At 55.6% G+C, this 22529-nt stretch carries 19 protein-coding genes; 9 read left to right on the top strand and 10 right to left on the bottom strand.

Annotated elements, in window-relative coordinates; genetic code table 11:
• Positions 1-20 precede the first annotated feature (20 nt).
• Positions 21-2003 (top strand): hypothetical protein, encoded by a 1983-nt coding sequence (locus tag HOO88_02935; protein NOU35716.1) that lies wholly within the window; start codon positions 21-23, stop codon positions 2001-2003.
• 15 nt (positions 2004-2018) lie between these two features.
• Here HOO88_02935 and HOO88_02930 read toward each other — a convergent pair whose 3' ends face one another.
• A complete protein-coding gene (locus tag HOO88_02930) occupies positions 2019-3263 on the bottom strand; it encodes a PQQ-binding-like beta-propeller repeat protein (GenBank protein ID NOU35715.1) in 1245 nt (414 codons plus the stop codon).
• 141 nt (positions 3264-3404) lie between these two features.
• Here HOO88_02930 and HOO88_02925 point away from each other — a divergent pair, with 141 nt between their 5' ends.
• Both HOO88_02925 and HOO88_02920 read left to right on the top strand, forming a co-directional pair.
• Positions 3405-4067 (top strand): C26 family cysteine hydrolase domain-containing family, encoded by a 663-nt coding sequence (locus tag HOO88_02925; protein NOU35714.1) that lies wholly within the window; start codon positions 3405-3407, stop codon positions 4065-4067.
• A 15-nt stretch (positions 4068-4082) separates the two neighbouring features.
• Complete coding sequence (locus tag HOO88_02920) at positions 4083-4589, top strand: hypothetical protein (GenBank protein ID NOU35713.1); 507 nt, start codon at positions 4083-4085, stop codon at positions 4587-4589.
• A gap of 12 nt (positions 4590-4601) precedes the next feature.
• Here HOO88_02920 and HOO88_02915 read toward each other — a convergent pair whose 3' ends face one another.
• The 5 genes from HOO88_02915 to HOO88_02895 form a co-directional block, all read right to left on the bottom strand.
• On the bottom strand, positions 4602-4853 hold the full coding sequence (locus HOO88_02915; GenBank protein NOU35712.1) for a hypothetical protein: 252 nt from the start codon (positions 4851-4853) through the stop codon (positions 4602-4604).
• Between the two features lie 392 nt (positions 4854-5245).
• Positions 5246-6772, bottom strand: coding sequence for a YifB family Mg chelatase-like AAA ATPase (locus tag HOO88_02910; protein NOU35711.1), 1527 nt, complete (start codon positions 6770-6772; stop codon positions 5246-5248).
• 78 nt (positions 6773-6850) lie between these two features.
• A complete protein-coding gene (locus HOO88_02905) occupies positions 6851-7810 on the bottom strand; it encodes an alpha/beta hydrolase (GenBank protein ID NOU35710.1) in 960 nt (319 codons plus the stop codon).
• Between the two features lie 266 nt (positions 7811-8076).
• Positions 8077-10002, bottom strand: a complete 1926-nt coding sequence (locus HOO88_02900) for an ATP-dependent helicase (GenBank protein ID NOU35709.1) — start codon at positions 10000-10002, stop codon at positions 8077-8079.
• Between the two features lie 100 nt (positions 10003-10102).
• A complete protein-coding gene (locus HOO88_02895; GenBank protein NOU35708.1) occupies positions 10103-11398 on the bottom strand; it encodes a YihY/virulence factor BrkB family protein in 1296 nt (431 codons plus the stop codon).
• A gap of 124 nt (positions 11399-11522) precedes the next feature.
• On the opposite strand from HOO88_02895, the gene HOO88_02890 reads away from it, so the two are divergent.
• Positions 11523-11894, top strand: a complete 372-nt coding sequence (locus HOO88_02890) for a hypothetical protein (GenBank protein NOU35707.1) — start codon at positions 11523-11525, stop codon at positions 11892-11894.
• 47 nt (positions 11895-11941) lie between these two features.
• On the opposite strand, the gene HOO88_02885 is transcribed toward HOO88_02890, so the two are convergent.
• Together HOO88_02885 and HOO88_02880 are read right to left on the bottom strand one after the other, a co-directional pair.
• Entirely contained in the window at positions 11942-13444 is a 1503-nt protein-coding gene (locus HOO88_02885; protein NOU35706.1) for an arylsulfatase, read from the bottom strand.
• Positions 13445-13464: 20 nt separating this feature from the next.
• The gene (locus HOO88_02880; GenBank protein NOU35705.1) at positions 13465-14187 is read right to left on the bottom strand and encodes an MFS transporter; all 723 of its coding nucleotides are present in this window, start codon (positions 14185-14187) and stop codon (positions 13465-13467) included.
• Positions 14188-14948: 761 nt separating this feature from the next.
• Here HOO88_02880 and HOO88_02875 point away from each other — a divergent pair.
• The 3 genes from HOO88_02875 (at position 14949) to HOO88_02865 (ending at position 18018) form a co-directional block, all read left to right on the top strand.
• Positions 14949-15143, top strand: coding sequence for a hypothetical protein (locus HOO88_02875; protein NOU35704.1), 195 nt, complete (start codon positions 14949-14951; stop codon positions 15141-15143).
• 116 nt (positions 15144-15259) lie between these two features.
• Complete coding sequence (locus HOO88_02870) at positions 15260-17263, top strand: tetratricopeptide repeat protein (protein ID NOU35703.1); 2004 nt, start codon at positions 15260-15262, stop codon at positions 17261-17263.
• A gap of 2 nt (positions 17264-17265) precedes the next feature.
• Entirely contained in the window at positions 17266-18018 is a 753-nt protein-coding gene (locus HOO88_02865) for a glycosyltransferase family 2 protein (GenBank protein NOU35702.1), read from the top strand.
• Between the two features lie 257 nt (positions 18019-18275).
• Here HOO88_02865 and HOO88_02860 read toward each other — a convergent pair whose 3' ends face one another.
• Complete coding sequence (locus HOO88_02860) at positions 18276-19295, bottom strand: LacI family DNA-binding transcriptional regulator (protein ID NOU35701.1); 1020 nt, start codon at positions 19293-19295, stop codon at positions 18276-18278.
• A gap of 154 nt (positions 19296-19449) precedes the next feature.
• Here HOO88_02860 and HOO88_02855 point away from each other — a divergent pair, with 154 nt between their 5' ends.
• A complete protein-coding gene (locus tag HOO88_02855; protein ID NOU35700.1) occupies positions 19450-20196 on the top strand; it encodes a PEP-CTERM sorting domain-containing protein in 747 nt (248 codons plus the stop codon).
• A gap of 180 nt (positions 20197-20376) precedes the next feature.
• Here HOO88_02855 and HOO88_02850 read toward each other — a convergent pair whose 3' ends face one another.
• Positions 20377-21393 (bottom strand): LacI family DNA-binding transcriptional regulator, encoded by a 1017-nt coding sequence (locus tag HOO88_02850; protein ID NOU35699.1) that lies wholly within the window; start codon positions 21391-21393, stop codon positions 20377-20379.
• A 146-nt stretch (positions 21394-21539) separates the two neighbouring features.
• Here HOO88_02850 and HOO88_02845 point away from each other — a divergent pair, with 146 nt between their 5' ends.
• Positions 21540-22292 carry a PEP-CTERM sorting domain-containing protein gene (locus tag HOO88_02845; protein ID NOU35698.1) on the top strand — a complete coding sequence of 251 codons (753 nt, stop codon included), beginning with the start codon at positions 21540-21542 and terminating at the stop codon, positions 22290-22292.
• Positions 22293-22529 lie beyond the last annotated feature (237 nt).

Raw genomic sequence — 22529 nt, 5'->3', positions numbered from 1 at the left:
AGTAACCTTTTGAAATATTTATGAAAACTAAGCTAGTTCCCAGTCCTGCTATTGCGATTCCCAAGTCGATACCCGGCGTTTCCTGCACACCTTTGGCCGACGGAACCTTAATCAGTCTGTCCGGAACTATCCGCAACAATCAGACGTTTGGTCCGTTCGAAATTCCTGCGACGACTGAAATTTTGGCCATAGTCCGCGGTGCGGTTCACTGGATGCATCCGCATATACTCAAGTCGGTTGCGGCGGTTCCCAAAACGACACAGGCGCTCCTTTATCGCATGGCGGACGGAGAATACGGCTTTGTCCTTCCGCTGGTGGACGAGTTCAGTTGCTGCACCATCGAAGGTTGCGCCGAAGGGCTGCAACTCCGCGTTGAAGGACTGGCCGACGGAGAAACAATATCCCGGACCCGCGCGCTCTTTGCCGCCCGCGGTCGCCATCCTTACGAGTTGATTGAAAGCTCCATGCGCACAGTATCCGAATTGCTGCGCAGCTTCCGCGTTCGCAAAGACAAGGCGGAGCCGGCCTTCCTTGATGAATTTGGCTGGTGCACATGGAACGCCTTTCATGAAGACCTCACTCTCGAAAAAACACTGGACGGGTTGCGCTCCCTCAAGGCCGCGCAAATTCCTGTAGATTTTCTGATTCTTGACGACGGCTGGCTTGATGCCGAAGCGGATATGCTCAAAGGCTTCGACGCCAACCTGAAGAGGTTCCCGGGCGGCTTGGCTGCAATGGTCAGTGCGGTACATGAGCTTGGTGTTCCCCGTGTTGGTATTTGGCACGCCTTGCAGGGATATTGGCTGGGCCTTCATCCCGAAGGAGAGTTGGCGAAGCGCTATCGTTGTATCGACAACCGCGGAAAACTAAGACCGGAAACGGCTGGAGCTGACGGGGTAAACGACCTTCATTTGATTGACCCAGCCCAAATCTGCGAGTTCTACCGTGAGTGGTACGATCTTATTCACAAGGCTGGCGTGGACATGGTCAAAGTGGACAACCAAGGTGGAGTCATACGATTTGCGGAGGGCAAACTTAACCGCAGTGCCGTCATGCGCGCTTATCAGCAGGCCTTGCAAGGGGCGTCCGGCGTGCATTTCCCCGGCGAGGTGATCACCTGCATGTCGCACAGCGCGGATGTCGCCTTCCACATGCTGAACACCTCCGTGTGGCGCAATTCACACGACTACCATCCACGGGCAGTAAATCTGCAGCAGCAGTATCATATTTACAGCAACTCGCTTAACGCGGTCTGGGCGTCTAGTTTTGCGATCCTCGACTGGGACATGTTTAACAGCGGTGATCCTGAAGGAGTTTATCATGCAGTCGCTCGCGCCATTTCCGGCGGCCCGATCTATATCGGCGACGATGTCGGCAGCCACAATCCCGAACTTATCGCAAAACTGCTCACAGGCTCCGGTAAAGTTCTTCGCTGCCCCGAACCGGCCGTGCCCTGTGAAGACTCCATCTTTGCTCCGGCATTTGACGAAGCCCTGCCGATGAAGCTGTTTGCCCGCAGCGGGGCGGGTGCGCTGGTGACCGCTTTTCATTGCTGCCGTCACGACGGCACGGTTTCCGCAACCGTATCGCCGGCAGACGTTGCCTTGCCGGAATTTCGTGAGGCCGACACCGTTTGGGCTGTGCTGCGCGTTTCTACCGGCGAAGTCTGTACGGCCAAAACACACGACCGGTTGACGGTGACGCTCGAAACAATGGGCTGGGAAATTTTCTGGATATCGCCTGTTGCAGACGGTATCGCGCCTCTGGGGCTGGCTGGAAAATTTAACGGCCCGGCCATATTTAAATCCTGGAAAAATCTGGGTGGAAAAACCTGGTCCGGACGCCTGCTCGACGGCGGAACAGTTCTGTTCTGGTGCGCGCAACCGCCGGCAGAAGTTTTTGCAAACGGGGTTTCGGTGAGTGGAACTCACGATCCCGTCACGGGAATCTTCACGCTGAAGCTGCCTGTCGGAACCGGGCTGGATATCATGATTAAAATGTAATTATGATCCAGCCGGTTATTTTCCGCCGGACGCCCTCAGATCAATACATGCGATTGCGCCTTTGTTCCGCACATAGAGGCGGCCATCGGACAGGATCGGCGCGGTCCAGCTCGTTCCGCCCAGTGGTGTGATTCGACCCAGTTCGCGGTATTCCGGAACCGTGGCATCCAGCATGATTAAGTCCCCGGTGGAGCCGGACAAAGCGATGACTGTGTCGTCAGCCGCAATGACGGACGTGTATTGGCCTGTCGGCTCTTTCCACAGGATGCGCCCATCCGCAGGATCGAGGCAGACTAAAAACTTCGGATCGGAAGAACCGTAGATGCGGCCATGGTAGAAAACCGGTGTGGGAAAATGATCCTGCATTTGCTGATGCTTCCACACCACAACCGGCGAGCCGGAGGAAAGATCGATGACTCCGGTGTCTCCGCCTTCCGTGGTGGCGGCAAAAATGCGGTTGTCGCCCAGCAATAGCGGAGTAGGCCCTTTTTTCCCGCCGAACTTGGTTGGCCACGGAACTTGCCAAAGCTCTTTGCCGTCGTCGGCAGAAAACCCGGCCATGTCGTTGGTGCCGAATAAGACATACTGACGGACTCCGTTGAACGTTGCGATGACCGGCGTGGCATAGCTGGTTCGAAAACCGGGCGCGGCTTCCTTCAGCACCTTTCCGGTGTTTTTATCCAGAAAGAGAAGTCCGCACGCTTCGCCGCTTGGGATGAAAATCAATTTGTCACCATCAACAACGGGTGATGCGCAAAAAAGCCACGGCGGTCTTTTGCTTTTGTACTCGGCGGCCAGATCGCGGTTCCACAGCATTTTGCCGGACTCCGTATTGAAACAGTACACTTTGCCGAGGCGGCTGAACGTATAGACCTTGTTTCCTGCAACCAGCGGAGTGCTGGCGGTGAAGCCCTGCTTCGGGGCGGTGGCGTCCAGATATTCATAACGCCAGAGTTCATGGCCGTCAGCAATATCAAGGGCCCGAACAATGTCGTTTGATCCCAGATGATCGACGATAAACAACTTGCCGCCTGCGACGGATGGAGCTGCGTAACCGTCGTCAGTCAAAGCAACCGTCCAGAGCGTGCGGGGCGGCTGGTTGCTCCACGACTTGTTCAGGCCGCTTTCAGAGGAGATATTGTTGGTGTTCGGCCCGAGAAAATTAGGCCAGTCTGCGGCGCCTGCTGAACAAGCCAGGACGATGACTCCGGCGATCGTGATCAAGTACAGGTTTAACAAACGGGTTATAGTCGTAGTCATACTCCACCTTTCGCCAATAAGTAATAATGCCGCGAATGTAGCGCGGCGATTCGGTTGTGGCAAACCGGGACTGCTTGATTTTCAGTTCTTTGCAGTACGTTCCGGCTTTCCAATATTTCATCGTTCCGCTAATTCTCTCCTATGAAAATTTACTGGCTTCAGCACGTTCCGTTTGAGGGGCTTGGTTGTATTGAGCCGTGGTTGGCTGGCAACGGATACGACGTTACTTGCGCGCGGCTTTGGGCGGGCGATCGTCTTCCGGATGTCGGAACCGTGGACGGCCTGATTGTGATGGGCGGGCCGATGGGTGTTTATGACGAAGCCATTTATCCGTGGCTGGCGGCGGAAAAAGCATTCATCAAACAAATCATCGCGCAGAACAAGCCGGTGCTTGGCATCTGTCTCGGCGCGCAACTTATCGCTGAAGTGCTTGGCGCAACGGTGAGAAAAAACGATCAACGCGAGATAGGTTTTTTTCCTCTGACCGGCGACGGAAAAATATTCCCGGCGGAGTTTACGGCATTTCACTGGCACGGCGACACCTTCGGTATTCCGGACGGCGCGGTACATTTGGCGTCGAGCACTGGTTGCAAGAACCAGGCATTCATCTATAAAGACAACGTACTGGCACTGCAGTTTCATCTCGAAACGACAGAAGAAAGTTTGCTGTCGCTTTACGAACACTGCCAAGTCGAAGTGGCCAGCGGGTCGTTTATCCAGACCTTGGAAAAGATGAAGCCGTTTTTTTGGATGCTTGGAAACTGCAACCAGCGGATGTTTGACTTGTTAAAACGGCTGTTTTGATTTATCACTCAGCGCATGTTTTTCTTTCGGAAGAAGTTCCATCTGGTCATCGTTTGCACGGCGAACCGCACGCGCAGCGCCTATTTCGCAGGTTATCTCAAACATTATCTGGCGCAATACCGGCCAACGGCACTGAAGCGCGTCAGAATCACTTCGGCGGGCACAAAGGCCTCCGGCGGCGGGCGGGTCAATGATGTTGTTGCGCTGATTGCGCGCAACCACGGTTTCAGTCTGCGCCAGCATACGGCGGAGCCGCTTTCCGACAGCCTGATGAAACGCGCTGATTTGATTCTGGTGATGGAGCAGGAACACAAAGATTTCATTCTCGAGAAATGGCCGGAGGCGGAGGCAAAAGTTTTCCGGCTGATGGAGTACGGCTGGCAGGGCGAAGACGCGGTAGAAACACTCGACGTGCCTGATCCGACCGGGAAAAATGTTGAGGACTTCAAGGCGTTTATCGAAACCGCGCACATCGAGGCCGACCGGCTGGTTCACGAACTTGTGCACCGGGAAATCATATAAGCCGGAGGCAGACTATGATTTTTTGGCCGACTTGGCCGACGTCTTGACCTGATAGGAAGGGCCTTTTTCTTCGGCAACCCGGTTGAGATATTGCTCAATAGCATCTTCAATCAGATATTGAACTGCCGTGCGGGGACGCATGGACTGCGCCATCTGTTTCAACTGCTGCTTCAGCTCTTTGCTGATGCGGACTGACTCGGTGTCTCCCATGCCGCGAATGTAGTAAAAATCCCACCGAACCCAAGCCCTAAATTTCTTGATCATTTTGTTTTAAAATTTACCACAATAGTGGCAACTTGTCGCCATGAGCAAAGCAGACGCCAGTCTGGAAGGCAGTTCGGAGAGCGTGCGGATTGCAAAAGAGGTCAAAAAAAGGCTTCAGGAATACAGTCGCCAGCGCAAACAGCCGCTCCGCCGGATGCTCGATAGAGCCGTTTGTGTTTATGTCCAAGAAAGACGGATGGAAAGGTAATTTAAAATGCAGAATGAGTCGTTCATCTTGCAGATACGGGAAACGGTGCGGACAATTCTTGGCTTCCTGCTGGTCGTGGCTGGCATAGTGGTTGCCATCATAATAATCGCATTGTGGTGATTTTTGGAGAGAGCGGGCGCCTTACGGGACTGCAGACCAAGTACGGGCGCCCGCGATTTCCCTGCTATCCCATCCGGTCCAGCGTGCGGTACTGAATGGCTTCAGCAATATGGTCGGTGCCGATCTGTTCTACACCGGCGAGGTCGGCGATGGTTCGGGCGACTTTCAGAATCCGGTCGTAGGCGCGGGCGCTGAAATTCATTTCCGACACGGCAGTTTTCAGCAGTTGCGCCGCATCGTCGGACGGACGGCAGTATTTACGCGAATGCTTCGGCTGCATTCCGGCGTTACTGTGGACATGCCGGTCTTTGGCGTAACGTTCCTGCTGAATTTTCCGCGCGGCAACGATCCGCTTCCGGATGGAGGCCGACGGCTCGCCTTTTTCAAGGCCGGACAGTTTCTGATAATCCACGGAAGGCACTTCGATGTGAATGTCGATACGATCCATCAGCGGGCCGGAGATTTTACTTTGATACCGGCTGACTTGCAGCGGTGTCGAAGTAGAGCGCGGATCGTCGGGAAAATAACCGTCGGGCGTCGGATTCATCGCCGCCACCAGCATGAACCGACAAGGAAACGTCACGCTGGCCGCGGCGCGGGCGATGGTGACGACGCCGTCTTCGAGCGGCTGGCGCAAAACTTCCAGCGCGTTACGGTGAAACTCCGGCAGTTCGTCGAGAAAGAGAACTCCGTTATGCGCGAGGCTCACCGCGCCGGGAACCGGATGGGTTCCGCCGCCGAGCAGTCCGGCGTCGGAAACCGTGTGATGCGGCGAATGGAAAGGGCGCGTGGCAATCAGCGATTCATGCGCGTCGAGCTTTCCGGCGATGCTGTGAATCTTCGTGGTCTCCAACGCCTCTTCGAGCGTCATTGGCGGCAGGATGGACGGAATCCGTTTGGCCAGCATCGTCTTGCCGGTTCCCGGCGGCCCGATCATCAGCAGATTATGGCCTCCGGCGACGGCGACTTCGATCGCGCGTTTGGCGTATTCCTGTCCTTTCACGTCTTCAAAGTCGGCGGCGTATTGATTGTGCGTATTAAACGTTTTGTTCAAGTCAACGGCGTGCGGCTTCAGCGTCAGCTCCATATTCAGGAAATCCGCCGCCTCGCGCAGATTTTTTACGGCGAACACTTTGATGCCATCCACGACGGCGGCTTCTTCGGCGTTTTCCTCCGGCACGATGATCGCTTTGCGCCCGGCGGCGCGGGCCGCGAGGGCAATCGGCAGAACGCCGCGCACACGGCGCACCGCGCCGGAAAGCGCCAGCTCGCCGATGATACAGGCGCGGTCGAGCAGGTCGGGCTTAATGTCGTTTTCCGCCGCCAGCATGCCGAGCGCGATCGGCAGATCGAAACTCGGCCCTTCCTTTTTGATATTGGCCGGAGCGAGATTGATCGTCACGCGCCCTTGCGGCGGCGTGAAGCCGGAGTTGATCAGCGCGGTAATCACGCGGTGCTCGCTCTCTTTCACCGCAATATCGGGCAGACCGACGATTACCGTCTTCGGCTCGCCGTGTCCGCTGTTGACCTCAATCTCCACTGTGTAGGCATCGACGCCGAAAACGGCGCCCGAAAAAACTTTGGCGAGCATAAGCAGAATCTCCGCAGAAGAACATTAACCAGTTCGCTGCGGCATCTTGCAGTTTGAAAGAAGTCTCGGCAAGACCGATTATTCTTTGGGAAGAAAATCGTACCGGCGCAAGAACAGGGTGGTGGTGTTCACGACCGTCCGGTAAACCTCCGGCGCCCAGGCTGCCGAATTGACCATGGCGGCGTGCGGCATCTTTGCGACGAAATGCATATCCCAGCTGGCGCCTTTTCCCGTGGCGGTGGAATACAAAAGCCACGCGCCGTACTGCTGGCGCATATTTTCTTTCCCGCCTAAGAACAGACAGGCGGGCGGCAGTTTGTCGTTCAGGTGGTGAAACGGCGAAAGCAGAACCGGATCCATGCCGAACCGTTCCTTGGTGTACCAGTTCCAGAAGCGGGCCGGTTCCGGGCCGAGTATCGGATCGCCTTCGACCGGAGCGGTCATCGCGCCGCCGCTGGCGATATCGTAAAGTAGCAGAGCGTCGGGCACCGCTTTGCGATTGCCGACTTCCTCGTGCAGAAAATCGAGCGTGGCCAGTGCGAGCGCAATCAGCGATCCGGCGGAAGAACCGCCGACCACGATCCGGTCGCGATCCACGCCGATCTCGTCGGCGTGATCCCGCACCCAGATCACCGCGTCCCGTCCGTCGCGGTAGCAGTCTATCACTTGCGCTTTATCCGCGTCGGTGCCCCGGTACTTCGGCGTCACCACGGTGATTCCGCGTGCGGAATATTCCAGCGCATGGCGGTAATATGAAGGTTTCCCGTCGCGGAACGCGCCGCCAGCCATCAGCACCAGCACGGCGGGTTTTCGGTTTGCCTGCGGTTTGGCGGGGAAAACGTACAGCGGCATGGCGAGGTCGCCGACCTGCTTGTAAATGTACTGTTTGGCCTCAGGCATCAGCTTGGCCCATTCGGCCGGAGTGTTCGCGGCCTGCAGCGCCTTCTCGACGCCGTCCGGAACCGTGACGTATTCAGCGGCGCGCAGTGAGCCGCACAGAAGGACAGGGATCAGCCGGAGAAAAAAGGAAGTTTTCATGGAACGCTTCTTAACACGCGCAATCCGTCCGGGTCAATGGAAGAGGGCGATTCGCCTGGATCATCTCGCGCAAAGCGAGTTCGACAAGCTCACCGCAGGCCGCGAAGTCACCAGGGGTTGCTCTGTCAGCGCCGCCGAATTTTGTTTTAGGGAAACGTAGATGCGACGCCCTCGTCGCGTTGTTTGTTGTTGGAAAACGCGACGAGGGCGTCGCGTCTACATTTTGGTGGCAACTATTCGTGCCTTTTGTGTTTTTCGTGGCGATTCTAAAAAAATCCGCCGTCCTGTTTCAGGAGGTGCGGCGGGATTTCGCGGATGAACTGCGAGGGCTCGTAGAAGATGACGCCGCCATCGTGTTTGCGGCGGACTTGCGGAGCGCAGAGGAACAGCCGGTCTTCGGCGCGCGTGATGGCGACGTAGAAGAGCCGGCGTTCTTCGGATTCTCCGCCGACTTGTTCGACGGACTTGGAGCTGGGAAAGAGTCCTTCGTTCAGCCAGATGACGAAGACGGCTTTCCACTCCAGACCTTTGGCCTGATGGACGGTGCTGAGTCGTACACCGTCTTGTCCGGACGGTGCAGTTTCGGCTTCGGCGTCGAGATTGGTCAGCAGCGCCATTTCGCTGAGGAAGGCGGAGCAGGATTCGAAGCGGGCGGTGAAGTCGATCAGGCTATCGAGGTCTTCCTGCCGGTGCTTGGCGTTGTCGAAGGTTTCGACGAGATACTCGCCGTAAAATGCTTTGTTGAAGCGGTAGATGAGTTCGCCGGGATCTTCGCTGAGCGATTCGGTTTCGTAGGCGAGAAAGACCGGCTGGATTTCTTTCCAGATTGAAACGGCGGCGGCGGGCAAAGCGTTGCGCAATTGCAGATGCGCTTCCGGTTTACGCGCTTCAAAGCGCTTGCCGAGTTTCTGCCAGATTTTATCGGCGGTTTTCGGCCCGAGCTTCGGAAACATTTCCATCAGTCGTTTGAAGGCCAGTTCGTCCGCCGGATTTTCCAGCAGGCGCAGAACGGTGCAGGCGTCTTTGACGTGCGCCTGTTCGAAGAAGCGGATGCCGGAAGTGACCTGGAACGGAAAGCGGGCGTGAGTCAGCGCCATTTGCAGCTCCATGGCGTGGAAGTGCGAGCGGTAAAGGACGGCGATGTCGGAAAGCTTCGTGCCCTTGCGTTTCAGCTCTTCGATTTTGGCAATGACGTAGCGCGCCTGTTCGTCGCCGTCGCGGAGCAGGGCGAGCGTCGGCTCGGCGATACTTTCGCGGACGGCGCGCAGTTCTTTCTGAAACTGGAGCGGATTGCCTTTGATGCAGGCGTTGGCGACGTCGAGAATTTCCGGCGTGCTGCGGTAGTTGACTTCGAGTTTGTAAACCTGAGTTTCCGGATAGCGCTTCGGGAACGAAAGAAAGTTGTGGTAGTCCGCGCCACGCCACGAATAGATGCTTTGGAAGTCGTCGCCAACCACCATCAGGTTTTTATGTTTACCGGCGAGCAGGTGAACCCATTCGGCCTGAATGGTGTTGGTGTCCTGATATTCATCGACCAGCACGTACTGGAACCGTTCCTGATACAGATTGCGAACATAGTCCGAGGTCTGGAAAAGTTTCAACGCGTAAAGCAGCAGATCATCGAAATCCATTACGTTGAGCTCTTTTTTGCGCTTCTCGTAATGGTCGCGGAGCTTGAGCACATTGCCGATGTCGATCGGGGCTTCGCTGAACCAGTCGTAGGCCAGCTCATTGAGCGGCTTTTGCGAGCCGGAGGCGAGGCCGTAGAGACTAAGCAGAACCTGCGGCTTCGGAAAGTGTTCGTCGTCCAGCTCCAGTTCGTCGACGCAGGACTTCATCAGCTTCTTGGCGTCGTCGGAATCGAGAATGGTGTAGTCGTTGCCGAAGCCGATTTCGCGGGCATGCTGACGAAGAAGCCGGTTGGCGAGATGGTGAAATGTTCCGCCGAGCATTCCGCTGACTCCGCCGCCGGTGATGTCGTGGGCGCGGTCGAGCATTTCGCGGGCGGCTTTGTTGGTGAAGGTGAGCAGCAGAATACGGTTCGGATCGACGCCTTTTTCAATCAGCCACGCGACGCGGTAAACCAGCGTGCGGGTTTTGCCGGTACCGGCGGCGGCGATCACGAGCGACGGCCCGTCCGGCGCGGTCACGGCGGCGTACTGCTCTTCGTTTAACTCTTCACGGAAATTCATAGGCCGCCGATTAAAGCACGCCCGGCGACCCGAATGAACAACAAACAATATTCAATGCACAATGTTCAAGGAGCTTTGAGAATTGAGTATTGGGACTTGATTAGAAGTTCTTGAGAACCTCTTTTTCCAATGTTTGGAAACTGGCGTTTGTGATTTTCCCGAACATGGGGAAGTCGTCTTTCATACCGAGCTCGTTCGGGTCGGCCCCTTCGTTGAGAATGGCATCGGCAATGGCGCGGGCGGAAACGTCGGCGGGATCGCGGAGCAGAGTATAACAGCCCTGCCGGTCGGCGGCTTCGGCGACGAGTCCGTTTTTCGCCAGAATGGAAATGACGTCGTTGATGAGCCGGACAGGAACGCGGTTGGCGGTTCCGTAGGCGATGACATCGAACGGGCCGGTGCCGGTTTCAAAGGCGGCGGTGATTTTTTTCATGAGGGCGAAGGCGAGACAGAGGCGTGAGCGGGCGCTCGGGTTGACGGCGAGGCGTTCCCGGGCGTACGTCCCGGCGTTCTGTATGGAAAAGGCGACTTCCGCGCCGAGCAGCATGATCTGCCAGCTGATTTGCACCCAGGAGAGGAACAGCGGAATAGCGGCCAGTGTCCCGTAGGTTTTGTTGGCGTTCGTTGCCAGCACTCCCAGTTTAATGATGGCGAATTGGAATAGAACGGTGAGCACGGCGCTGACGAATGCGCCGGTGAAGGCGTAAGAAAATTTAACTTTGGTGTTGGGCATCATGATGTAAACGAAGGAGAAAGTGAGCGCCATGACCAATACCGGAATAATTTGCAGCGCGAATGTCACTAACGGGCCCATCCAGGTCAGTTTTCCGGCAAAGCCCATGATGACGGGAAGTCCGGCGTTGGCGACGATCATCAGGATCGGTGCAACAACCAGAATGACGATGTAGTTGCGCACTTTTTCGATGAAAGCGCGCGGAGTTTTTATGCCCCATACGATGTTGAAGGTATCCTCAATACCGCTGAGCATTTTGATGGCGGCCCACATAAAAAACACCACCCCGGCACCGCCAAGAGCTCCGGCGCTGGCAGAGCCGACGGTTGTGAGAATGGTTTTGACCGCGTCCTGAAAGGCCGCAGGCATGTCGGCTGTTTTTTCTAACAGCATCCCGCTGACCTGTTCAAAGCCGAAGCCTTTGGCGATGGCGAAAAGGATGACGAGCAGCGGAACCATCGCCATGACCGTGGTAAACGTCAGGGATGAGGCGTGGATCGGGCATTTGTCTTCTTTGAATCCTTTGAAGACCAGCGTGCAGACGCGCAGGAATTTCAGTCCGGCGCGGCGGGCTTTTGAAAAGGAGTCCGGTTCGAGTTCCCAGATGTCCTGATTAATAAACTGCTGTGTTTTTCCGACGAGTCCGGCTGGTTTGCTGTTCATAGAGAAGCTCCTTGTTTGGTGCGCCGAGCATAAGCCGTCCGGGGTTGAAATAAAACCCGAAAAGAGGATTTCCCCGTGCGGGCTTATGTGGCTTAATCCCCGCTCATTTCAGAAAGGAAACCCTATGAGCACCGAACCCGAAAAACTGAGCGATGTCAAAATGGACATGGCCAATCTCTACCGCGAAGAAGCTTACACCGATCTTAAAACCGGCGGAATCCGCAAGCTGGTTCCGGTCAAACTCGACGGCACCGAAGATACTTCGCGCGACGCGGTATTCACCGGCCACACCCAGCTGATGAGTCCGCACGGCCCGCTTCCGCTGCAAGGCGCCATCGAAGCCAAGACGCTCGAAGAAGCCGTTTTAAAATTTCCGCAGGCGATGGAAGACGCGATGAACAAAATGATCGAAGAGGCGCAGCAGTATCAGCGCGAACAGGCCAACAAGATCATCACCCCCGCCGATCTGAAAAAAGAAGGCGGACTGATTATCTAAGCGAGACTGCGGCTCGGTCGGAAGGTGGGGAGTCAGGGAAGTTTCGGTTACGGAATAATTTTTCCGCTTCCCTGCGGCTCAACTTCAAACGTGACGTTGGCGTCCCAGTCGATCCATTGCTGACGGAGTTCCGCCACCTTTTCCGGATGCTGGGCCGCAAGGTCGCAGAGTTCGACCGGGTCACTGGCCAGATTGAAGAGTTGCCACGGATCGTCCTTAACGCTGACGAGTTTCCAGTCGCCTTTCAGCGCCGCTTTGTTGCGATTCCAGGCCCAGTTGAACTCAGTGTGAAGGTCGCGCGGTTTGCCGTAGAAGGCAGGGGCGAGCGATTTTCCGAGAATGGCAGGCGCGGGGCGGCCTGCGAGATCAAGAACCGTGGCGGTGACATCCACAATGCTTCCAAAGTTGCGATCCATCGTTTCCGGACGAATAACGGCGGGCCAGTTGGCGATGAGCGGAGTGCGAAGGCCTCCCATGAAATGCTCTGTTTTATAAGCACGCCAAGGCGCGTTTGAAAGATGCGCCCACGGTTTGCCAACGTAAGTCCAGCTGCCTTGCGGGCCTGGTTTTCCGAGTTCCTTGTGCAGAGCGCTGGCGCCTCCATTATCCGAAAGGAAAAGAACCAGAGTATTGTCGCGGCGACCCGTTGCTTCAATTTCAGCCAGCAGGCGGCCGATATTCTGATCCATGCAGTCAATCATGGCGGCGTAGGTGGCCATGCGCAGATCCTGCTCATCTTTCTGAGCATCGGAGAGCGAATCCCATGCAGGCACGGTGGGATCCGGCGGCGCCAGCGGAGTGCCGGGAGGAAGAATTCCAAGTTTCAGCAGGCGGTCGTGCCGCTGCTCGCGGAGTTTATCCCATCCGGCTTCTTTATATTTTCCGCGGTATTTCGCGATGTCGGCAGGCTTGGCGTGCATCGGATAATGGGGCGCATTATAGGCAACGTAGAGGAAGAACGGTGCAGGATCGGCTTTGTCTTCCTCGAGAAACTGGATCGCGTAGTCGGTCCAGATATCTGTGGCGTAAAAGTTCGGATGCAGGGCGGCCAGATCGGGAACGATTTTTCCGTTGAGCGTAAGATGTCCGGGGGTTGTTTTGGCTCCTGTGCTGGTGCTGCTGAGATCCCAGAAACTGCCTGCGCCGTAATCCATTACAGCACTGCGCCGGGTTCCGCCGCGGGAGAACCCGTGGGTTTTGCCGGTCATATAGGTTCGGTAGCCAGCCTGATTGAGCTCCTTGATCAAATTGATATCGCGCCGGCCTCCTTCGGTCCGCATGGTGTTGCCGGTGATCAGGGCGGTGCGGGAAGGACCGCATTTGGCGTGGTTGGTGAAGCCGGTAAAGCGGAGCCCCTGCCGGGCGAGACGATCCAGATTGGGGGTCTGGATTTCGGAGCCGTAGCAACCGAGGTCGGAATAGCCCATATCATCGGCCATGATGAGAAGGATGTTCGGTTTCTTTGATTCTTGTTTTGGGTCGGTACTCTGGGCGGCAACTGAGTTGGCGAGCGCGAGGGCGAGGGCGAAGCAGGAAGATGAATTTTTCATACCGGTATTTCCTCAGGTTGTTATTTTTCTGATGATGAAGCTTCTTGCAGGTGTGCGGCGAGCAGGTCGTCGAGTTTCAGCCCGGTCAGGTGCGTGAGCGTTTTGATCAGCGCCATCAGCACAAGAATCATCACGGTCATGCTGGGCAGCATGACGACGATATAACTCAGCCCGGTCATTTTGCCGATTTCAGCGGCAAAGGCTTCGCTGCCCGGCTCGCTCTTCAGGATAATTTTTGCCAGCGTGTAGTTGAGCGCCGACGAAAGGAACATGGACGAAGCGAATCCCCAGGTCAGGCCGACCAGCCGCTTTTCAAATTTCGCCTCGTTGCCTTGCTCGCGCAGCTTTTCGTGGAGCAGCGGCACATTGAAAAGCTTTTCGCTCATCAGGATTTTTTTGATGAGCGGGTAGGGTGTCTTCAGGGAAATGATAATCGCCAGTCCGATAATCAGCGGAATCGCCGCCTCTTTGACGGCGATCCACTGCGGCGGAAGTTTCAGGATGCCAAACACGCCGGTCAGCAGAACGCTGATGATACCGATGATTGAAACAAAATCGGCGCGCCGCTCCTTGACCAGCGTATGAATTCCGTAGCCGATCGGGAGGATCAGTGCGACCACCAGACCCCAGACCGGCCCCAGATATTTATCTTTGCTCAGATACGTCAGAATGACGACGGGGATGACGACATTCAGCATAATGCTGATCAGCGGATTTTCGTCTTTGGGTTTTGGTTTGGTCATAGACTCCTTTCAAAAAGGAAAACAGCATAGCGGAGTTTCCGGAGATTGGAATTTCAATTTATCCCGGCGGCAACACGTATCGCAAGCGTCCCCGCTTGCCTTGAGATTTAACCGGCACAGCATAGGTCTTCTGTAGCCGCCCACGGTGGGGGCGGTCTTTGGCGGGCCCATGGTTCGACAAGCTCACCAGAGCCCGGATCCGCGCCCACAGAAAATTGTAGGACGCGGTTGCCACTTCCTTCGGGCGTTGCTTCACGATAGTGAAGCCTCTCTCCCCTTGGTCGAGTCCCGTATTCGGGAGCGTGTGTGCTCCTGCCCGTGCATGGGACACAAGCTCTCTGGATACAGAGAAGCTCGTCCTACAAAATATGGGTGCGGCATTTCATTCGTGAAATGCTCTAACGGTAGGAACGTTAACCACTGAAGACGCAAAGGAAACTGATTAGAGCAAATTCAGGAAAACTCTAGCCGGTTGCTTGGCTGTTAAAATGTGAGGCGGGCATCCTTGCCTGCCTAAGCACAGGCTGGAAGCCTGCGCCACAAACTGATAAACTGTAGCCGCGATCCGTGATCGCGGATGAACGGAAACAATACACCCACCGCAAGTCCGGCGGGGTCACGGCCCCCGCCCTACAAGGCCGGTCAGCGGCCACAAAATTTCCTAAAATGCTCTAGATCGCCCCGAATGTTCGGAGCGGCGTATAGAGCGCGGATTTAAAACATCATTTTGCCCACTGAACTATACAAAAACACCGGCTATATTGCGCGACATGTACCTAAAAAGGGATGCAGAGCAAACACTGAAAGAGATTCTTGCCGGCGATAAAGTCGGGATGATTCTCGGAGCAAGGCAGGTCGGTAAATCAACGCTGGTGGAACACGTTCTGGCAGGACGGTCTGCAACGTTTTTGAATTTTGATGTGGAGGTGGATAAGGCCCTGTTTTTTTGTTCATGATGGCTGTCGGACGGAGCCGGGGATGGACAAACCCGGCAACACCAACTACCATGCACCACCTAGGCTAATCTTAAAGGTGGTATAGAAAAGTAAATCCGGGCATGAGCATTAAGGGAATGGCAGATAAATACCGCATGGGAAAACCTGCGGATAGAAGGAATTCCACCCGAACGGTTCTCGCGGTCTGCTTTCTGCTGGCACTGATGGTGTGGGGCGTTTTCGGTCAGACTCTCCGGTATAAGTTCACCAATTTCGATGACAACAACTATGTGCATCAGAATCCGGCCATTTCAAAAGGGGTGACATTGGAAGGCTTGCGCTGGGTCGTCACTCATCCTCATGTGGGCAATTGGCATCCGTTGACATCCTTCTCCCATATGCTGGATTGCCAGTTTTACGGACTGAATCCTGCCGGGCACCACTTCACAAATGTTCTGTTCCATATGGCGACGGTGATTTTGCTTTTTCTGGTGTTGCGGCAGATGACGGGTTCGCTCTGGCGAAGCGCTTTTGTGGCGGCCGTATTTGCCATTCATCCGCTCCGGGCTGAATCCGTCGCCTGGATTTCGGAGCGGAAAGATGTCCTCAGCGGGTTCTTTTTTATGCTGACGCTCGGAGCGTACACGCGCTACGCGCGAGTGGCGGGTGGCGGGTGGCGGGTGACGAGCAGACGTTACTTGGCGGTGGTTCTGTTTTTTGTCCTTGGGCTAATGTCCAAATCGATGCTGGCGACTCTGCCGTGCGTTTTATTACTGCTGGACTTTTGGCCGCTGGGAAGGCTCCGGCATATGGAAACAAAAAAGACGCTTATTCGGCTGGTGCTTGAAAAAGTTCCGCTCCTGCTGCTGCTGGCTGTCTTTTGCGCCGTTACCATCTGGGCGCAACGACAGTCGATTGCCTCCGTTGAAACCCTGTCTGTTCTGCGTCGTTTTGAGAATGCTCTCTGCTCGTATGCCATCTATATCAAACAGCTGATCTTCCCGATTCGACTATCCCCATTTTACACTTATGCAGAGGCTGGAATTTCATGGCAGAAAGCCGTTGCCTCCCTGACGTTGTTGGTTGGAATTTCCTGGGGCGTCTTTGCCGGACGAAAAAAACATCCGTACCTGCCGATTGGTTGGCTCTGGTATCTCGGGATGCTGGTTCCGGTTGTCGGAATTGTGCAGGTAGGGGATCAGGCCCATGCAGACCGGTACACGTATCTTCCGCAGATTGGGCTGGTTATGGCAGGAGTCTGGCTGATCGCCGATTGGTGCACCTCCCTGCGATACCGCCGCACGGTGCTGTCGGTGGCTGCGGTCGTGGTGCTGTCCGTTCTGGCGATAGCGGCGTACAAACAGACTCGGCATTGGCGCGACGATTTTTCCCTCTGGACTCACGCGGTGACCTGCTCAGACAGAAATGATGTGGCCCATCTTAGTTTGGGCGCCACGTTGATCGATAGGGGACAATTCAAGGAGGCCATTTCCCATCTGGAAAAAGCAATCGAGATCAATCCGTATCCTGCCGACACATACCACAATACGGGAGTTGCATTCCTCCAGATGGGACAATTTGGTAAGGCGATTCTGTATTTTAAAAAAGCGTTGGGAATCGACCCGAATTATGGCAAGTCGCACTATGGCCTAGGCCTTGCCCTTCAAGAGACTGGGAATCCGGATGAGGCTCTGATGCATTACAAAAAATACCTTGAAATCAATCCGGACGACGCGAAACCCCATTGCAGAGCGGGGGATCTGCTTCTCCGACAAAGCAACTTCGTCGAGGCCATTTGGCACTATGAGCAAGCTCTTCGGATTAATCCGGACTATGTTGAAGTAAAAAATAATCTAGCGTGGATATTGGCCACCTGTCCCGATGCCACCCTCCGCGACGGACGGCGTGCCGTTGAGCTGGCGCTTTTCGTCAACCGTCTTTCCGGCGAAAGCTGTGCGCCCGTTCTCGATACGCTGGCCGCCGCCTACGCCGAGGCCGGACGATACCCGGAGGCGGTCGCCACGGCCCGCCGCGCTTTAGATCTCGCGGCGGGACAAGAATCTGTCGCTGAGGGTATTCGTGCGCGGCTCCGCCTTTATGAGGCGGGAATTCCGTATCATGAATCAGGGGGAGAACAATAAGAATGCTCAACGGTCAAAAAATTGTCGTGGTGATGCCGGCCTATAATGCAGAGAAAACGTTGCGCCGGACGTACGACGAAGTGATGGCTCAAGGGGTTGTTGACCGGATTATTCTGGTGGACGATGCCAGCGATGATAAGACCGCTTCGATTGCCGGAACTCTTGATGGCATCTACATGCATGTTCACCCCGAAAACCGGGGCTATGGCGGAAACCAGAAAACCTGTTACCGGTTGGCGCTGGAAGAGAGTGCGGACGTTGTCATCATGATTCATCCCGATTATCAATACACCCCCGCACTCATTCCCGCGATGGCTGCTATGATCGCCAACGGTCTTTATCCGTGCGTACTCGGCTCGCGCATTCTGGGCGGCTATGCGCTCAAGGGTGGCATGCCATGGTGGAAATATATTTCCAACCGCGTCCTGACGCTGGCGGAGAACCTGCTGCTTGGCGCGAAACTTTCCGAATACCACACCGGCTACCGGGCCTTTTCCAGTGCACTTCTCAGCCAACTCCCGCTGAATGAAAATTCCGACGACTTTGTCTTCGACAATCAAATGCTGGCGCAGATTCTCTGGTTCGGACATACCGTGGCGGAAGTAAGCTGTCCGACCAAATATTTTCCGGAAGCCTCTTCGATCAACTTCCGGCGCAGTCTTCGGTACGGCTTCGGCTGCCTTTGGACGGGCATGAGCTTCCGCCTTTGCCGGCTCGGGCTGCTCCGCTCCCGCCGCTTTCCGCGTTTGGTATGAGATGCCGGTACAGCCGGAACTCAGGCGAAGCCGTGGATCCGGCTTCCGTACTGAGATTGCCGGATCTACGGGCTTCGCCCTAAGTTCCGACATTACTATCTACGGCGTATCATTCGTTACATGCTCTAGTCTTTGCGGTCATTATCCCATCCGGGTTGCCGTGATTTTGATACGAAGATCATGCGGGATTGGCTGGAGGGTCGCCGGCCTCGGCGACTAGACGGCGAGGCCGCCGTCCCTCCATGAGGGAAGCCGCTCTATTCCGGAAAGCTGGCGCCCGGAACCCAGAGACTGGGAATAGAAATCAGTTCCGGCAAGGCGGGCCGTCCGCGTTCGTCATGGCGGATCAGACTGTCAAGGTACTGCACGGCACGCCGGGCGATATGATTCAGCTGACGCTCATAGCCAGCAAAAGCCGTCTGACGCTGCCGGTTCAGGGCGATAATCCGGATTTCCTCAGGCAGAATTCGCCGTCCACTGTCTGACCTCCAGACGCCGACGCCCGGATTAGGAACAATGGCCGCCTCAACGCGCTCTTTGGCAAGCCACTGGGCCATACCCCGCAGAGAGTTCGGGCCCACTGTGAAAAACTGAGGCGCTTTACAGGCGATTCCGGCCCGCTTCCACCACTCGGTCACCACCAGCGCCGCCGCATGATCCTGCAAGTCGGTTGCTGATTCGCGCGGCTGGCGGAGCAGACACACGGCCGCCGAGGCCGGACGCGCCCGCTCCACCCGCAATCCGGCGTCCAGCACGGTTCCGAAAGAATCGTAGTTAACCATGGAAAGTCCGGTAGGCAGTTCCTCACCGGACATTACCTGAACGGCGGCAAACTGTTCCCACAGAAAATTCTGCCAGGCGTCCGGATCTTTAGACGGCAGAACAATCAGGCCGACCACGCCGCGTGCTTCCATAATCCGCGCGGCAGACTCCACATCCGGATAGTCTGAGACAAAAAACTGTTCACACCCGTAGCCCAGCGAGCGAATCATGATCTCAATCGGCTTTTTGAATTCGGCCAAACCGTAATCCGGTTGTGCCCATTGAACAACAGCCAGCGACGCCGTACGCTTCGCCGGAAGACGGGAAGCCCAGCGGCGGTCGGCCAGCCGGCGCAACGCCGGATCGGGCCGATAGCCCATTTCGGCCGCTTTGGCCTGAACGAGCTGCCGGGTGGCGGCCTTGATTTTTGGGTGATTGCTCAACGCCCGCGAAACCGTTGACGCATTGAGCCCAAGAGCCTCGGCCATCTGTTGCAAAGTAATCATCCTGCTCATAAAGCCGATATATTGCATGTGCTTGCATTTTGCAAGCGTTGTCTTTCGGCAGATGATTTGGTTTACTCTCTTCTGTGTATAAGAACAATTGCACACGGGAACGTCAGTCAGGTGACTGGCGGGATCGAAAAAGAAACATAATAGGAGAATGAAAATGAAAAAAGTATTAGCAATGATAGCCATGGCGCTGGTCGCAGGTGCGGCCAATGCGACCCTGCTGGTTGAGTATAACTTTTGGGGTAAGAGCGTCACCAACGCCGCTTACACGGCTAATCTAAACCCCGTGGACGCGGGCGTTGCTTCCGCTACTTTAACCGTCGGCCCCAGCCTCGTTGCTTATTGGGCATCTACGGGCGCCAGATCTAATGGCTTTTTCGCCGGAAATTCGACAGCTAAGTCGTTCACTGATGCGGTAAGCAGTAATGACTACTTTTCTGGTGTTGTTACGGCCGCGAGCGGAAAAACCCTTACCATTACCAATATGCAATTCCGTGTAACATTTGCGAGCGGCTCCTCTTCCAGTAATTATCTTGTCCGCATCAGCACAGATGCAGCATTTGGGCTTGGGGCTGGAACCTATCAGGATTCCGACACATACACCAAACCAACAGTATACAATCCAGGAACAAATTCATTTGCCTTTAACGGCACTGCTTTAGCCGCAGCTTCCACGGTTTACTACAGAATCTACACGTGGGGATCACTGAATGCTGCCAACAATGCCGGTTTCACAGGGGGTGGTACTGGCATTACTGGAAATTTTGCTGACCAAGGCCTCGATGGATTTGGCATGAACGACTTGGTCATTCAGGGAGCCGTGATTCCTGAACCGGCCACGATTGGAATGCTCGGTCTGGGTGCGCTGTGTACTCTGCTGATGCGCCGTCTGCGCCGTTCATAAACTGAACAAAGCATGACGACGAAAGAGCCGCTTCAAACGAAGCGGCTCTTTTCTTTTGTCCTTTTAATTTTACGCCGCGTGAGGGCACGCGGCCTACAGAGAATTGAACCGTCGGCTGTAGGCCGCGTGACCTCACGCGGCGCAACCCTATAGGGTCTCCGAAAGGTTTTAAACGCCGCTCTATTCCGGGAAGCCGGCACCCGGAACCCAGAGATTGGGAATCGAAATCAGTTCCGGCAAGGCGGGCAGTCCGCGTTCGTCATGGCGGATCAGACTGTCAAGGTGCTGCACAGCGCGTCGCGCAATGTGATCGTACTGATGTTCGTAACAGGCAAAACCCTCTCCAGACCGGCTGTTCAGGGCGATCGTCCTGATTTCTTCGGGAAGAATTTTATTCCCGTTGGCCGCTGTCCAGAGACAGACAGCGGAATTGGGAATAATGGCCGCCTCAACGCGCTCTTTGGCAAGCCACTGGGCCATATGCGGTAAAGCGTCCGGATTGGCGAAAAAAAACTGAGGCGCTTTACAGGCGATACGGGCTTTTTTCCACCGTTCCACCACCAGCAGAGCCGCCGCATGATCCTGCTCGTCGGTCGCCGACTCGCGCAGCTGGCGGAACAGACACACGGCCGCCGAGGCCGGACGCGCCCGCTCCACCCGCCGTCCGGCGTCCAGCATGGTTCCGAACGAATCGTAGTTAACCATGGAAAGTCCGGTGGGCAGTTCCTCGCCGGACACCACCTGAACGGCGGCAAACCGTTCCCACGGAAAATTCAGCCAGGCCGCCGGATCTTTAGACGGCAGAACAATCAGGCCGACCACGCCGCGTGCTTCCATAATCCGCGCGGCAGACTCCACATCCGGATAGTCTGTGACGAAAAACTGTTCATACCCGTAGCCCAGCGATCGAATCATGATCCCAAGCGGCTTTTTGAATTCGGCTAAACCGTAATCCGGTTGTGCCCATTGAACAACAGCCACCGACGCCGCACTCTTCGCCGGATGGGAAGCCCAGCGCCGCTCGGCCAGCCTTCGTAAAGCCGGATCGGGCCGGTAGCCCATCTTTTCTGCCTGAGCCTTGACCTGCTCGCGGGTCGCTGACGGAATACGGGGATGATTGCTAAGAGAACGGGAAACCGTCGAAGCATTTAACCCGAGAGCTTTCGCTATATCTTTCAGACTGACTGATTGTTTCATGGCGCGCAGTTTTGCGCATGTGCTTGCGCAAGGCAAGCGTTGTCTTTCGGTAGATGATTTAGTTTACTCTCCACGTACGCATGAACTATGTGCGTGAGGACGTTGGTTATAGTGACCAACGAAATGAAACAAACAGGAGAATGAAAATGAAAAAAGTATTAGCAATGATAGCGGTGGCGCTGGTCGCAGGTGCGGCCAATGCGACCCTGCTGGTCTCGTATAACTTCTTCGGCGCGGGAGCAACCGGGCCGACTGGGCCGACAAATGGGGCTCCTTTTTCCACTCAGGCCACAGGGATTGCCTCAAACAATCTGACTCGCGGAGCAGGACTTGGAATGGGCCTGTCAACCAACAGGTTTATAGCTACCGGCTGGAACACCTCTGACTTCACCTTGGACGGTGCCATAGCGTCTAACGACTATTTTCAGGGCTTTGTCGCTGCGACCAGCGGCAACGCGGTCAATCTGAGCAACCTTCAGTACCGCGCAATAGCCAATAATGCGAACGGTCCGACCAACTTTGTCCTCAAAATCAGCTCGGTAAACACCGATGCAGCGTTCTTGACAGCTTGGGCCACTACAACGAAGGTGCTTCAGCCCGTTGGAACAGGCAGCGGGCTCACATTATCCTTTGATCTGGCCGGCAATGGCGTAACCAGCGGCACGGTTTATTACCGTATCTACGGCTGGAGATCGACTACGGTACCGAGCTCGAACGCTTCAGGAATTTTGGGTATGACCTCCACGACGGTTACTACCGACGGCGGCCTTGCCGGATATGGCGATGGCAACCAGGACTTCATCATTCAGGGAACTGTGGTTCCTGAGCCGGCGACGATCGGAATGCTCGGTCTGGGTGCGCTGTGTACCCTGCTGATGCGCCGTCTGCGCCGTTCATAAACTGAACAAAGCATGACGACGAAAGAGCCGCTTCAAACGAAGCGGCTCTTTTCTTTTGTCCTTTTAATTTTACGCCGCGTGAGGGCACGCGGCCTACAGAGTGTGGATTTTACTGTAGATGCTATGTGAGTTGCCGCAATCGCTATAATCCTTAGTGGAACAACAAAAGGAGGACAGCATGACGGACAACTCACATAACAGCGATACGTTACTGGTGGCGATGGAGCTGAGCAACAG

It is taken from the genome of Kiritimatiellaceae bacterium, assembly GCA_013141415.1.
Taxonomy (GTDB): Bacteria; Verrucomicrobiota; Kiritimatiellia; order Kiritimatiellales; family Tichowtungiaceae; genus Tichowtungia.
This window is presented reverse-complemented; position numbering and strand designations above follow the sequence as displayed.